The organism is Mycobacterium sp. (genome assembly GCF_035499775.1).
Taxonomy (GTDB): domain Bacteria; phylum Actinomycetota; class Actinomycetes; order Mycobacteriales; family Mycobacteriaceae; genus Mycobacterium.
The window spans coordinates 1-12862 of the sequence record NZ_DATJYB010000469.1 but is presented as its reverse complement, the minus strand read 5'-3'; the positions used below and the strand labels follow the sequence as shown (position 1 = coordinate 12862).

The 12862-nt window shown below is 65.7% G+C and carries 13 protein-coding genes; 3 read left to right on the top strand and 10 right to left on the bottom strand.

Annotated elements, in window-relative coordinates; genetic code table 11:
- Positions 1-78: 78 nt before the first annotated feature.
- The gene (locus VML93_RS29105) at positions 79-369 is read left to right on the top strand and encodes a hypothetical protein (protein WP_325615793.1); all 291 of its coding nucleotides are present in this window, start codon (positions 79-81) and stop codon (positions 367-369) included.
- 40 nt (positions 370-409) lie between these two features.
- Here VML93_RS29105 and VML93_RS29100 read toward each other — a convergent pair whose 3' ends face one another.
- The 4 genes from VML93_RS29100 to VML93_RS38730 all read right to left on the bottom strand — a co-directional run bounded on the left by VML93_RS29100 (position 410) and on the right by VML93_RS38730 (position 3810).
- Entirely contained in the window at positions 410-1162 is a 753-nt protein-coding gene (locus tag VML93_RS29100) for a sirohydrochlorin chelatase (RefSeq protein WP_325615791.1), read from the bottom strand.
- A 13-nt stretch (positions 1163-1175) separates the two neighbouring features.
- Positions 1176-1919 carry a phosphoadenylyl-sulfate reductase gene (locus tag VML93_RS29095; protein ID WP_325615789.1) on the bottom strand — a complete coding sequence of 248 codons (744 nt, stop codon included), beginning with the start codon at positions 1917-1919 and terminating at the stop codon, positions 1176-1178.
- Entirely contained in the window at positions 1916-3595 is a 1680-nt protein-coding gene (locus VML93_RS29090; protein ID WP_325615788.1) for a nitrite/sulfite reductase, read from the bottom strand. Before VML93_RS29090 ends, VML93_RS29095 begins: the two co-directional genes overlap by 4 nt.
- A gap of 113 nt (positions 3596-3708) precedes the next feature.
- On the bottom strand, positions 3709-3810 hold the full coding sequence (locus VML93_RS38730) for an Ms4527A family Cys-rich leader peptide (RefSeq protein WP_414686476.1): 102 nt from the start codon (positions 3808-3810) through the stop codon (positions 3709-3711).
- Between the two features lie 156 nt (positions 3811-3966).
- Between VML93_RS38730 and hemW the strand changes: the two genes are divergently transcribed.
- A complete protein-coding gene (hemW, locus tag VML93_RS29085; protein WP_325615786.1) occupies positions 3967-5139 on the top strand; it encodes a radical SAM family heme chaperone HemW in 1173 nt (390 codons plus the stop codon).
- A 6-nt stretch (positions 5140-5145) separates the two neighbouring features.
- Here hemW and VML93_RS29080 read toward each other — a convergent pair whose 3' ends face one another.
- A complete protein-coding gene (locus tag VML93_RS29080; RefSeq protein ID WP_325615784.1) occupies positions 5146-6387 on the bottom strand; it encodes a sodium-dependent bicarbonate transport family permease in 1242 nt (413 codons plus the stop codon).
- A gap of 203 nt (positions 6388-6590) precedes the next feature.
- Positions 6591-6803, bottom strand: a complete 213-nt coding sequence (locus VML93_RS29075; RefSeq protein ID WP_325615782.1) for a hypothetical protein — start codon at positions 6801-6803, stop codon at positions 6591-6593.
- Between the two features lie 485 nt (positions 6804-7288).
- On the opposite strand from VML93_RS29075, the gene VML93_RS29070 reads away from it, so the two are divergent.
- Entirely contained in the window at positions 7289-8641 is a 1353-nt protein-coding gene (locus VML93_RS29070) for a salicylate synthase (RefSeq protein ID WP_325615781.1), read from the top strand.
- A 2-nt stretch (positions 8642-8643) separates the two neighbouring features.
- Here the strand turns inward: VML93_RS29070 and VML93_RS29065 are convergent, their stop codons facing one another.
- The 4 genes from VML93_RS29065 to VML93_RS29050 form a co-directional block, all read right to left on the bottom strand.
- Positions 8644-9579 carry a MerR family transcriptional regulator gene (locus tag VML93_RS29065; protein WP_325615780.1) on the bottom strand — a complete coding sequence of 312 codons (936 nt, stop codon included), beginning with the start codon at positions 9577-9579 and terminating at the stop codon, positions 8644-8646.
- Positions 9580-9593: 14 nt separating this feature from the next.
- On the bottom strand, positions 9594-11090 hold the full coding sequence (locus tag VML93_RS29060; protein ID WP_325615778.1) for an NAD(P)/FAD-dependent oxidoreductase: 1497 nt from the start codon (positions 11088-11090) through the stop codon (positions 9594-9596).
- A gap of 2 nt (positions 11091-11092) precedes the next feature.
- Positions 11093-12013 (bottom strand): ferritin-like domain-containing protein, encoded by a 921-nt coding sequence (locus VML93_RS29055; RefSeq protein WP_325615777.1) that lies wholly within the window; start codon positions 12011-12013, stop codon positions 11093-11095.
- 15 nt (positions 12014-12028) lie between these two features.
- A partial coding sequence (locus tag VML93_RS29050; RefSeq protein WP_325615776.1) for an SDR family NAD(P)-dependent oxidoreductase occupies positions 12029-12862 on the bottom strand: 834 nt, incomplete at its 5' end.

The following is a 12862-nucleotide window of genomic DNA, read 5'->3' as shown; positions in this document are numbered from 1 at the left end:
CGCCAACATGCGCAGGTCACCTGAATGTCACCAAAAAATCGCTCCGTGACGCAGGCGGCGCCCCTAAAATTCCCGGACATGAGTACTCCTTCTCCCGGGCCCGGTTGGTGGCTGGCGTCAGACGGCATGTGGTATCCGCAGCGTTGGGAAACCACCTTCATCCACTCGAAGAATGAGGATCTCGAGGCGGTAATGGACGAGGCCACCCGTCTGACGAAGGCCTACGGGGAGCAGGGGTGGGAGATTGTCGGCTCCTCGGTGCAACGTGCTCAGGTGGCCCACCATTTCAAGGGTTATGACAAAGGCGGCGAATTGTATTTCGAATGGAGCATCGTCTGCACCCTGAAACGGCCCCTCGCGCCCGCGTAGCTCATTTCAGCCCGGCTGCGATTTCAATGCGCGGGGACGTTCAGGCCGCGATGCGCTCCGTCGCAGCCTGATCGAAGCGGTCCAGCACCGTCTGGGCCACCAATCGGTGTGCGCCCAGCGGCGCTGCCATGGCGATGCCGGCGTGGTCCGCGAAATGCTGCACCCGATCGGGCACTCGCCCCGGCGCCAGGAACCACGGCGCGATGACCACGCGGCGGGCCCCCTGGCGGCGCAACCTGCCCAGGGCTTCGGCCAGTGGCCGCTCCGGTCGGGTGGCGAACGCGGTCGTCACACCGGCCCAACCGGTGCCCGCCAGCAGCTTCGGCGCCACCCGCGCGGTCCGCGCGTTCACCGCGGGATCGGATGTCCCGATCGCCACCAAGAGCACCCCCAGCTCCTCGTCCAACCGGGAAACCCCCAACTGGGCCACCCGCTGCCGTAGCACAGATATCAGCCGGTCGTCCTCGCCCAGGGCCTCTGCTTGCCGAACGTCGAGCCTCGAGCGGCAGCCCGCGATCTGGCGCGGGATGTCGACGCGAGCATGGTAGGCACTCGCCAACAGCAACGGAGTGACCACTGCCGGACCGTCAACCTCGGTGAGCACCTCGACCAGGCTCGGCGAACTGTGCTCCAGAAACGCCAGGCGGACGTCGAGGCCGGGACGCATCCGCGCCAGCCGGCCCGCGACGGCCTGGGCATTGACCGCCGACCGTGGATCCGCACTTCCGTGCGCGGTCAGCACGAGGGCCGGCGCCGTCATGGCGCCGCTCCTCCTCATCGCTTCGCTCTGCATCGTCGCCGCCGCGTTACGAAGCGTGCAGCCCACATTCGGTCTTGGCCAGTCCCTGCCAGCGCCCGCTGCGCGGGTCGGCGCCCTCGGCGGGTTTGGCCGTGCACGGCGCGCAGCCGATCGACGGGTAGCCGTCGTAGACGAGCGGGTTGACCAGCACGTCGTTCGCGTCGATGTAGTCCTGCATGTCCTCGTCGGTCCAGGCCGCCAGCGGGTTGATCTTCACCAATTTGAACGCCTCGTCGAAGCTGATCAGCGGTGCGTTGGCACGGGTCGGGGCCTCGACGCGGCGCAGTCCGGTCACCCAAGCCGAGTAGCCGCGCAGCGCCTTGCCCAGCGGGGCCACCTTGCGCATCCGGCAGCACTCGTTGGGTTCCCGGGCGAACAGGTTCTTGCCGTGCAGCTCGTCCTGCTGGGCGACCGTGTGCTCGGGGGTGACGTTCAGCACCCGAATGTCGTACACCGACTCGACGGCATCGCGGGTGCCGATGGTTTCGACGAAGTGATAGCCGGTATCCAGGAACAGCACCGGTACGCCCGGCCGCGTTTTGGCGGCCAGATCCACCAGCACGGCGTCTTGCATGTTGGAGGCCACGATGTAGTTGCAGGTCGCCCAGCCACGGGGTCCGTTGACACCGCCGAAATTCTCTTCGGTCCAGTTCAGCAGCTCGGTGGCGCTGGCGCCGTCGAGTTCCGCCGCGCCACGCGCCGCCAGGTCGCGCAGCTCGGCCTCGGTCGGCCTGGTCGTCTCACCGCTCATCGCAGATCGTCCTCCTCGGCGCGAATTGCCCACTGTGCGAAGCGCTCTCCGTCATTACGGTGTTTGACGAAGTTGCGCACCACGCGGTCGATGTAGTCGCCCAGCTCGGCGCTGGTGACCTTGTGCTGGCGCAGTTTCCGGCCGAAACCGCTGTCCAGGCCGAGGCTGCCGCCAAGATGCACCTGGAAGCCCTCGACCGAGCCGCCGTGCCCGTCATCGACCATCTGGCCCTTGAACCCGATGTCGGCCACTTGAATTCGCGCACACGAGTTGGGGCAGCCGTTGATGTTGACGGTGATCGGCACGTCCAGCGCCGAGTTGATGTCCTCCAGCCGGCGCTCCAGCTCGGGCACCAAATCCTGTGCGCGACCGCGAGTTTCGGCGAACGAAAGCTTGCAGAATTCGATTCCGGTGCACGCCATCAGGTTCCGGCGCCAGCGGGACGGCTGCGACTGCAGGCCCAGCGCTTCCAGACCCGCGATCGTCTCGTCGAGCTTGTCGTCGGGAACGTCGAGGATGACCAGCTTCTGGTATGGGGTGAACCGGATCCGGTCCGAGCCCGCCTGCTCGGCCAGGTCCGCCACCGCCGACAGGATCGTGCCGGACACTCGTCCGGCGATCGGGGCCACGCCGATGGCGTTGAGTCCGTTCTTGAGCCGCTGCACGCCGACGTGATCGATCGGATGCGCGAGTGGCTCGAGGGCCGGGCCGTCGATCAGCGGACGCTTGAGGTACTCGGTTTCGAGAACTTCGCGGAACTTCTCTATGCCCCAGTCCTTGATCAGGAACTTCAGCCTCGCCTTGGCCCGCAGCCGCCGGTAACCGTAGTCGCGGAAGATCGAGGTCACCGCCGCCCAGACCTCGGGCACCTCGTCCAGCGGGACCCAGGCGCCGACCCGCTGGGCCAACATCGGGTTGGTCGACAGGCCGCCGCCGACCCACAAATCCAGGCCCGGCCCGTGCTCGGGATGGTTGACACCGATGAACGCGATGTCGTTGATCTCGTGCGCGACATCCTGCAGACCGGAGATGGCGGTCTTGTACTTGCGCGGCAGGTCGGCGAAATCGGGCTTGCCGATGTAACGGCGGACGATCTCGTCGATTGCCCAGGTCGGATCGAGCACCTCGTCGAGCGACTCGCCGGCCAGCGGCGAGCCCAGCACCACACGCGGGCAGTCGCCGCACGCCTCGGCGGTCTGCAGTCCGACTTCGGCCAGTCGCCGCCAGATCTCGGGAACGTTCTCCACTTCGATCCAGTGCATCTGCACGTTCTGCCGGTCGGAGATGTCGGCAGTGTCGCGGCCGAACTCGGTTGAAATCTGGCCCATCGTCCGCAGTGCGGCGGTCGAGACCGCGCCGCCGTCGCAGCGGACCCGCATCATGAAGTATCTGGCTTCGAGCAGGTCTGCGTTCTCGTCGCCGGTAAATGAGCCGTCGTAGCCCTGCTCCCGCTGTGTGTAGAGACCCCACCAGCGGAAACGCCCCCGCAGATCGGATTTGTCGATGCTGTCGAATCCGTTCTGGGCGTAGACGTTCTCGATGCGTTCGCGCACCTCGAGTGGGGCGCCGGCCTGCTTCATCTCTTCGTTGGGGTTGAGCGGATCGCGACTTCCCAGCGCCCACTGGCCCTCGTCACGGGCTTTCTTTTGCGCCCCAGCGGGACGGGCTGTGGTCATTCGGGGCTTCTCCTTCGCGAGCATTGCAGGCATGGACGCGCAACTCACCGGTTTTATTTCGGCGGCGCAGATCCGGCAGCCAGCTGGTCGTACAGGTGGGCGGGTCTACGACATCAAGGGAGACAGCAACAGCTGCAGACGCGCTTCAGATCGATATGCCGCCGCGCCACCAAAGCGATGCGCGAGCTGGGGTTGGCGGCGGTCACGGGTGCCATTGTGCCATGAATAACCGCGAGCCTCGCAACCAGGTCAAATTTGCGCTCATGGTGATTAAAATTACCGGTAACTCTGGGTGATTAGGTAAACAAACCCTGGAATCAGCTGAGAACCGAGCACCTCTGGCGGCTGTCCCGTTCATGCCATCATTTGGCATGACCCTTCGCCAGGCACCGGTCGAGCTTCCCGGCATGCAGCCGAGTCCCGGGGCACCTTTCGGGGTGTACGTGCATGTGCCGTTCTGCATAACCCGGTGCGGGTACTGCGATTTCAACACCTACACCCCGGCTGAGTTGGGTGGCGTCAACCCGGACACCTGGCTGCAGGCGCTGCGCACGGAGCTCGAGCTGGCCGCCGCGCGGCTGGACGCACCACCGGTGAGCACCGTGTTCGTCGGCGGTGGGACGCCGTCGCTGCTGGGCGGTGCGCGGGTCGCGACGCTGCTGGACATGGTGCGCGAAAACTTCCCGTTGGCCCCGGATGCCGAGATCACCACCGAGGCCAACCCCGAGTCGGCCTGGCCCGACTTCTTCGCGGCGATCCGTGCGGCCGGCTTCACCAGAGTGTCGCTCGGCATGCAGTCGGTGGCGCCTCGCGTGCTGGGCGTCCTCGACCGGATTCACACTCCGAACCGGTCGGCGGCCGCGGCCCGCGAGGCGATCGCCGAGGGCTTCGAACACGTCAACCTCGACCTGATCTACGGCACTCCGGGAGAGTCCGACGACGACCTGTTGCGCTCTGTCGATGCGGCGGTCGAGACCGGCGCCGACCACGTCTCGGCGTATGCCCTGCTGGTCGAGGAGGGCACCGCACTCGGCCGCCGGGTCCGCCGCGGTGAGCTGCCCGCACCCGACGAAGACGTGCTGGCGCATCGCTACGAGTTGGTCGACGAGCGGCTGTCCGCCGCCGGGTTCGAGTGGTACGAAGTCTCCAACTGGACTCGGCCGGGCGGGGAGTGCCGGCACAACCTCGGCTACTGGGACCGTGGTCAGTGGTGGGGCGCAGGACCGGGCGCGCACGGTTTCGTCGGCGCCACGCGCTGGTGGAATGTCAAGCACCCCAACAACTATTCGGAAGCGTTGGCCGGTGCGACGTTACCGGTTGCGGGCTTCGAGCAGCTCGGCGCGGACGCCCTGCACACCGAGCAGGTGCTGTTGCAAACCCGCCTGCGCCAAGGGCTGCCGCTGGCGCTTCTGGACGCCGGCGAGCGCGAACGCGCCGCGGTCGTCGTCGCCGACGGGTTGGGGGTATCCGAGGGTGACCGGCTCGTCCTCACCCCGCGCGGCCGACTGCTGGCCGACGCGGTGGTGCGCACCCTGCTGGGCTGAACCAACTTAGGTCGGGAACCAGTGCGCGACCAGGCGATTGATCTCGATATAGAGCGGGATTCCGATCGTCACGTTGTAGGAGAACGTCAGACCCAGCGACGCCGCCAACGGCAGGGTTGGGCTGGCCTCGGGGATAGCCAGCCGCTGCACCGCCGGGACGGCGATATAGGACGCCGCCCCACACAGCACCGCGAATAGCACGTACGTTCCCGGCTTGAGTTCGGTGTTGGTGAGGTACGCGTAGGTGTGGGCGACGATGATCCCCAGCGGCGCGAAGATATTCGGCGCCAGCAGGCCGAAGAAGATGAAACCGGGGCCCGCCGTTCGCAGGTCCTTCAGCTTGCGCGCCGCTGTCATGCCCATCTCCAGCAGGAACAGGCACAGCACGCCCTGGAATGCCAGCACGAAGAACTTGTCGTCGTCGGCAACGACCTTCTGTCCCTGCAGCCCACTGACGAGGCCGATGATGATGCCGCCCATGAGGAGCACAAGTCCGGGGTTGAGGAAAACCTCCTGGAACAGCTCCCGAGTGAAAATGGGCATTCTCTTGGGCTTGCCCAGCGGCGGGCTCGAGTCGGGCTCCCAGTCCGGATGCTCGAGCTTCTCCAGGGAGAGCTCCAGCTCCTGCTCGACTCCCCGCTCGTGCTCGGCGTCCAGGGACCCGCCCTGCGGAGGCCGCGCGGCCGTGCCCGGCCCGACAGCCACCTTGGCCGGCGGGGTGTAGCCGGGCTCGCCGGGCATGTAGCCCGCTTCGTCCAGCCCCCGATGCCGCAATCGCGCGACCAGGTACAGCGCGACCAGGCAGCCGGGAATCTCCATCACGGCCAGCATGACGGGCATGTAGGCGTTGAACGCGATACCGATGGCGGTCAGCACGGCCACACAGGTGGCAAAGGTCCCTGCCGAATCCGACCCGTAATAACCGGCGACTGTCGCCTTGTCGACTTTTCGCATCGAACTCATACGGCTCAGCAGTAAGTAGGCCAAACCGCCGATGAGGAAGTTCGACATAAAGCCCACGGCCACGAAGCCGGCGATGTTGTCAATGTCCGACGGCTTGACCTTGGCGAGCTCCTCGCCCCCGTGCCAGCCGATGGCCAGCAGCAGGTACATGGTCAGGCCTTGGTAGATCACGTAGGGGAATTCGAACCGCACCTTGAGGATCGGGATCAGGAACCCGAAGTAGAAGAACAGCAGGAGCGGCTTGAACAGGTTGTGGGTGAAGTTGTTCCAAAACTCTTGCAGCATTCGTGCCTCCCCTCTCGGTGCGGCATCACGGAAGCACCGAAATTAACTGGAGCGACCAAGACGACCCAGACAAATCTGGAAATTTAGCCCTGCTTACGCAAATCCGCCACACAGCTAATTGCCAGGCAAATGTGCATGGGAGCGGGCGCGACCGGTGACTCTGCCGCAGGTCGTGTCCGGAGAGTTTGCCGACACCGCGCCGTTTACTTGGCGGTCGAAATAGGCGAAGGCCTGACCCCGACTCCGCGCTGGCGATGCGTAACCGAATGCCACGCCATGGGTGAGTAGTGCGTCGTGGTCGCCTCGAAGCCGTCGACCCTCGAAACCGTAAGTACGCCAGTCTCTTGGTTAATCGTGAGCTCGTCGCCGTCGCAGCCCTGGACTTCTTCGCCGTTCGGGAGCCGGATTACAAACATGAGATAGTCCTGTCGATCGATAGGTTGCTGGGTCGCGAATCGGGCGGTAGCTAGAGGGGCTACATCCGGCCGTCGTTAAAGTTTCGTTAAGTCTGTCCAACGACACGCCGAATCAACGGATTTTGCCCCCTTTAACGCCGTCAGGAAACTTCCGATCGCGCTGGGCGAAGGGCCCTTTGACGCGTGTTTCCCGACATCTATCGGGACACTCCTTCCCCGTGTTCCGCCAAGCCCGAAAGTCCCCCCGGAGCGTTCACGCGACTAGGCGCGATCCTAGGAGAACCCCGGCGACGGCAGTCGGTCGCCCACCTCGCGCAGGGGTAAATGGCCGGAAAACGTTCGTCGTCCAGTTGTCCTCAAGATGGCCGGCCTGGTCCGGCTCCCGGTTCGATACCGGGCAAGTTTTATCGGAATCCACCCAGGTCGACAGCCTTTGTGCGGAGGGACCGCGCGCAGTTTCATAGGTTAGGCTACATTTACTAGCTGTGACCGAGGTCAGCGTCAAGACGAGTCCTGTAGGCACCGCGTCGCTGTCGATTCCGCTGCCCGCCCATATCAACCCCGCCGACCTGGCGGCCGAGCTGGCCGCGTCGCTGCCTGAGCGGGCCGGCGAGCAATACCTGCTCTACGAGAACGGCGGCGAATGGGTCCTGGCCATCGGTGTGCTGGCGATGGTCGAGTTGGACAGCGACGAGTTGCGGGTCATTCGCGACGGCGTGACCCAGCGGCAACAGTGGTCGGGGCGGCCGGGGCAAGTCCTGGGCGAAGCCGTGGACCGGCTGCTGCTGGAAACCTCGCAGGTCTTCGGCTGGGTCGCCTTTGAATTCGGCCTCTACCGCTACGGGTTGCAGGAGCGGTTGGCGCCACAAACCCCACTGGCCCGGGTCTTTTGGCCGCGCACCCGAATCGTGGTCACCCGCAACGCGGTTCGTCTCCACGACGCGACCCACGACCAGGGCGCCGCCGTGCGCGGGCTGCTCGGCGACGGCGTGCGCGACGTGCCGCGTGCCCGGGCGGTCGACGTCACAGCCGATCCGTCCGGTTATCGCGATCGGGTGGCGGCCGCTGTCCGCGAGATCGCCGCGGGCGAATACCACAAGGTGATCCTGTCCCGTTGTGTTGAAGTACCTTTCGCGCTCGACTTCCCGCTGACTTACCGGCTGGGCCGTCGCCACAACACTCCGGCGAGATCGTTCTTGTTGCAGCTCGGCGGAATTCGGGCCGTCGGCTACAGCCCGGAATTGGTCGCGGCCGTGCACAACGACGGCGAGGTGGTCACCGAGCCGTTGGCCGGCACCCGTGCGCTGGGTCGCGGCGCGACGCGCGACCGTCAGGCTCGCGACGACCTGGAGTCGAACTCCAAAGAGATCGTCGAGCATGCCATTTCGGTGCGCAGCTCACTTCACGAGATCACCGAGATCGCCGAACCGGGCACCGCGGCCGTCATCGATTTCATGACGGTGCGCGAACGGGGGAGTGTGCAGCATCTGGGCTCCACGATCAGCGCGCGCCTGGACCCGTCCAGCGACCGCATGGACGCGCTGGAGGCTCTGTTTCCGGCGGTCACCGCGTCGGGCATCCCGAAGGCGGCCGGCGTGGACGCCATCTTGCGGCTCGACGACCGCCCGCGCGGCTTGTATTCCGGTGCGATCCTGACGGTTTCAGCGGACGGCGGCCTGGATGCCGCGTTGACGCTGCGGGCCGCCTACGAATGCGACGGGAAGACCTGGCTGCGGGCGGGAGCCGGGATCATCGAAGCCTCGGACCCCGAGCGGGAATTCGAGGAGACCTGCGAGAAGCTGTCCACGCTGGCGCCGTATCTGATTGCGCGCCAGTAGCATTAACGGACGCCGAGTCCCGTCTCCGCGTCCGGTGAGTGCTGCAGGTAGTCGGCAAGCACCCGGCTGACCAACGACTCGATGGTTGATTCGATCGACGACGCCAGCGTGGCGGTGACGGTCGCGACGGCCTGAGTGCGGAACCGGACCAGCATGGTGATCAGCTCAGCGATCTCGGCGTCGGCGGGCAGGGCCGCACCGGGCTTGATCCGATCCATGACGTGTTCGGCGCCGGCTCGCACCAGCAGCTCGCTGATCTCGTCGATCTTGGGAAGTATCTGCTCGTGCAGGTCGATGAGCTTGTCGGTACCGATGCCATAGCCACGGATTTCGTTGAACGCCTCGATGAGTTTGGGCCGGGTGATGGTGGCCTGTTCACCGTCTACCCGGATTATCTGCAGGGCCAGCAGACGCTCGAATGCGCGCGGGTCGTCGACGAGTCGTTCGGCGTCAACCAGAGCCATGGTCTGCGGTTTCTCGGTGGTCCAGGTACCCGCGATGGCCGTTTCCAATCCGAGGATGTCGCCGAGGTTCCTGCCCTCCTCCCACGCGCTGAGCATTTCGCGGACATGGGCGATGGTGTAGCCGCGGTCGAGCATCGAGGTGATCAGCCGCAGCCGGGTCAGGTGGGTGTCGTTGAACAACGCGATGCGGCCGACACGCAATGGCGGGGGCAGCAATCCGCGGTCGCGGTACACCCGGATGTTGCGGGTGGTGGTGCCGGCCAGCCTGGCCAGATCGTCGATCCGGTACTCGCCGGAGGCCGCGATGTCATGCGGCTGGTGGGCCGCCGCGTCGAAAAGCTGCGATACGGCGGTCTCGACGAACTCGCGCAACTCGCGTGACTGGCGCCGCACGCGCCGGGGCGCACGCCGCACGTTGTGCAGCACGCTGGCGATCGTGCCGGGTTCTGGTCGTGCTGGTCGGTCGGGTGCCATGTCACCGGGTAGCGTCAGGCCGACGAGGTCACCGGAGTGCGGGTGTCTCGAGCGACCACGTGGTAGTCCGAATTGCGGAAATCTCTCATCTGGCGAAGATACTGGGTGGCGGTTCCGGGGTACATGGACGCGTTGAACCCGTCCTTGGTGAGGTACCAACTGCGACAGCCCGACATCCAGGTCGTGTTGGTGAGCCGGCGCTGGATGCGGTCATTGTGGCGGCGTTGGATCCCCTCGCGCACATCGAGATAGCGCAGGTCGTTGTCCAGGATCGTGGTGATACCGCGGACTGCGTAATCGAGCTGGCCTTCGATGTAGACCAGCAAGGAGTTATGGCCCGGCCCGGAGTTGGGTCCGGTCATGAAGAACAGGTTCGGGTACCCGTGCGCGTTGATGCTCTTGTATGCCTGCGCGCCGCCGGCCCACTCGGCAGCCAGCGACCGGCCGCCGAGTCCGGTGACGGGGAAGGGCGGCCCGGTCAGGTGGACGTCGTATCCGGTCGCGAACACGATGCAGTCGAGATGGTGTTCGATGCCGTCGCTGGTGCGGATCCCGACCGGGCTCAGCGTCGCGATCGGCCAGTCGATGAGTTTGCAGTTGTCCCGCTGCAAGGCGGGGTAGTAGTCGCTGGAGACCAGCATGCGTTTGCATCCCGGCGTGAAGTCGGGGGTCAGCTGGCGGCGCAACCACGGGTCCTTGACCTGAGCGCGGATGTGAGCCTGGCCCAGCCGGGCCACCAGCGACGTCAGCGGGGTGTTCCACACCATTGCCGTGGCGGTGGCTTCGTGGCCCCAGAACAGCACATGCCGGGAAAGTTGTTGGGTGGCAGGGACTTTGGCGAACAGGGCCTGCACTGCCGGTGGCGTCGCGACGTCCAGACGCGGGAGCACCCAGCCGGGCGTGCGCTGGAACACCTTGACGAAGCCGGCCCGCTTGACGAGTTCGGGAATGATCTGGATGGCGCTGGCGCCGGTGCCGATGACGGCGACCCGTTTGCCGGTGAAGTCGTAGTCGTGATCCCAGCGGGCGCTGTGAATCTTGTGTCCCCGGTAGCTGTCCAGGCCGCGCAGGTCAGGGAAACTGACGTCGGAAAGCGGGCCGGAAGCCAAGACGACGGTGCGCGCGCGAAAGCGTTTGCGGTTCTTCGTCGTTGCGGTCCAGACGCCGGCCGCTTCGTCGAAGGTCAGTCCGCTGACCTCGTGACCGAACCGGATACGTTGGCGGATATCGAATCTGGTCGCCATGTCCTCGATGTGCCGGTAGATCTCCGGGGCGGGGGAGTAGGTCCGGGACCACCTCGGGTTCTTGACGAACGAGAACGAGTACAGCAGCGACGGGACATCGCAGCTGGCGCCCGGATACGTGGTGTCGCGCCAGGTTCCACCGACCCGGTCGGACCGTTCCAGGATGACGACATCTCTGATGCCGGCTTCGGCCAGCCGGATCGCGGTGCCGAGCCCGGTGAAGCCGGCGCCGACGATGAGCGTCGGGTAGATGTGCTCGGGTGCCATGATCAGGCCGCCGGCTGGTGGGTGAGTTCTTTGAACCAGCTGGGCACCGGCTTGAGCAGCGGCCTGGGATAGCGCTCCGACAACCACACCATGGAGTTGGCGAGCAGGTGGTACGGGTGGTGCGGGTTGACCACCATCGCGGCATGCCGCTTGAGAAGTTGATAGGCGGGCACCCGCCAGGTGCGTTCGCCGCGCTCGCCGAGTTGCTTGAAACGCTTGACCGCGTTGTACAGCCGCTCGGGTTCCATACCCATGCCGGCCATCTCGTTGCGCACGCGGTTCAGCAGCGGGATGTACATCAGCGTCCCGATGATCACGCCAGGCGATGCGACGGTGCCGACGAACTCGATGGCCAGCCGGCGCGCCTTCGCGTGACCGATCATGTCCAGCACCGCGAAATCGACTGCCAAATGCCGTGATTCGTCGTTGTTGATCTTCTCGAACACCTGATGACAGACCGGGTCCGCCACGGAGTCGAGCAGGAACTTCAGCAACGCGCCGTCCAGGGCGACCTCCAGCATCGGAATGACGGTGCCCAGCACGGACAACGGCATGTCATCGGAGTAGGTGTCGAGCCACTCGATCGCCAACCGGATGTTGACGTTCGGCTCCGGGAGTTCTCCGTCGTCGAGCATGCCCCACCGCTTCATCAGCGCCATTTCGGCGTTGGCGTGGCGCTGCTCCTCGGCGTGGAAATACCGGTAGATCTCGGCCACCGTCGGGTTGGGCGCCTTCTTGGCCAGCGCCGCGAAGCCGCGGGCGCCGATGTTCTCGATCCAACAAAGGTCTGCCATGAACGCCTTCAGCTTTGGCCGGAACTCGCGCCGGATGGTATCGGCACCCGGTGCGTCCCAGTCGATGTCGGCGAGCGCCCACTGGCGATCTTTGATCTTGGCGAGCATGGCTTCCATTTCGATGGCCACCAGCAGCTCCTTCCGTTAGGACAAACCCGCCCGGGATACCAGCCCCACCACACGGGTGTATGCCTGCGGGGCTAAGCGTTTGATGTTCCAGCCGATCTTGGCGTCGAATTGCGGCATGCAGTACAGCTCGCCGCGGTCGTGGGCGTCCAGGCATATTCGTGCCACTCTGTCAGGCGAGAACCCGGTCCAGCGCATCAATCTGTTCGCCAGCTCGCTGGACTGCTCGCTGATGCGGCCGGATTCGACGATGTTGGTCTTGACGAAGGTCGGACACAGAACAGTGACCTTGACTGCGGTGCCCGACAATTCGGCTGCCAACGTTTCCGACAGCGAGAGCACGCCGGCCTTGCTGACGTTGTACGCGGCCATGCCGGGAGCCGCCCCGAATGCCGCTGCCGAGGCGACGTTGATGATGCCGCGCGGCGCAGGCCCAGGTCCCCAAGGGCCGGCTTCGCGCAGGATCGGGGTGAACACGTGGCAGCCGTGAATCGGTCCCCACAGGTTGATGCCCAGGGTCCACACCCAATCGTCCAGGGGCGCATCGCCGATGGCCGCGCCGCCGGCCCCCACACCCGCGTTGTTGATCACCAGCGTGGGCGGTGCGCCGAACCAGGCCTGCGCCTGCTCGGCCAAGGTGCTCACGTCGTCGAAGCGGGACACGTCGCAGCGCATCGCCACCGCTTTGGCACCCTGGTCGATGATGGCGTCGGCGGTGTTTTGTGCTGCGGCTTCGTCGATGTCGCTGCAGACCACCGCGCCGCCACGGCGGCCGAGTTCGACCGCGAACGCCGCGCCGATCCCGCTGCCGGCGCCGGTCACCACCGCCGAGGCGCCGTGACTGGTGGTGTT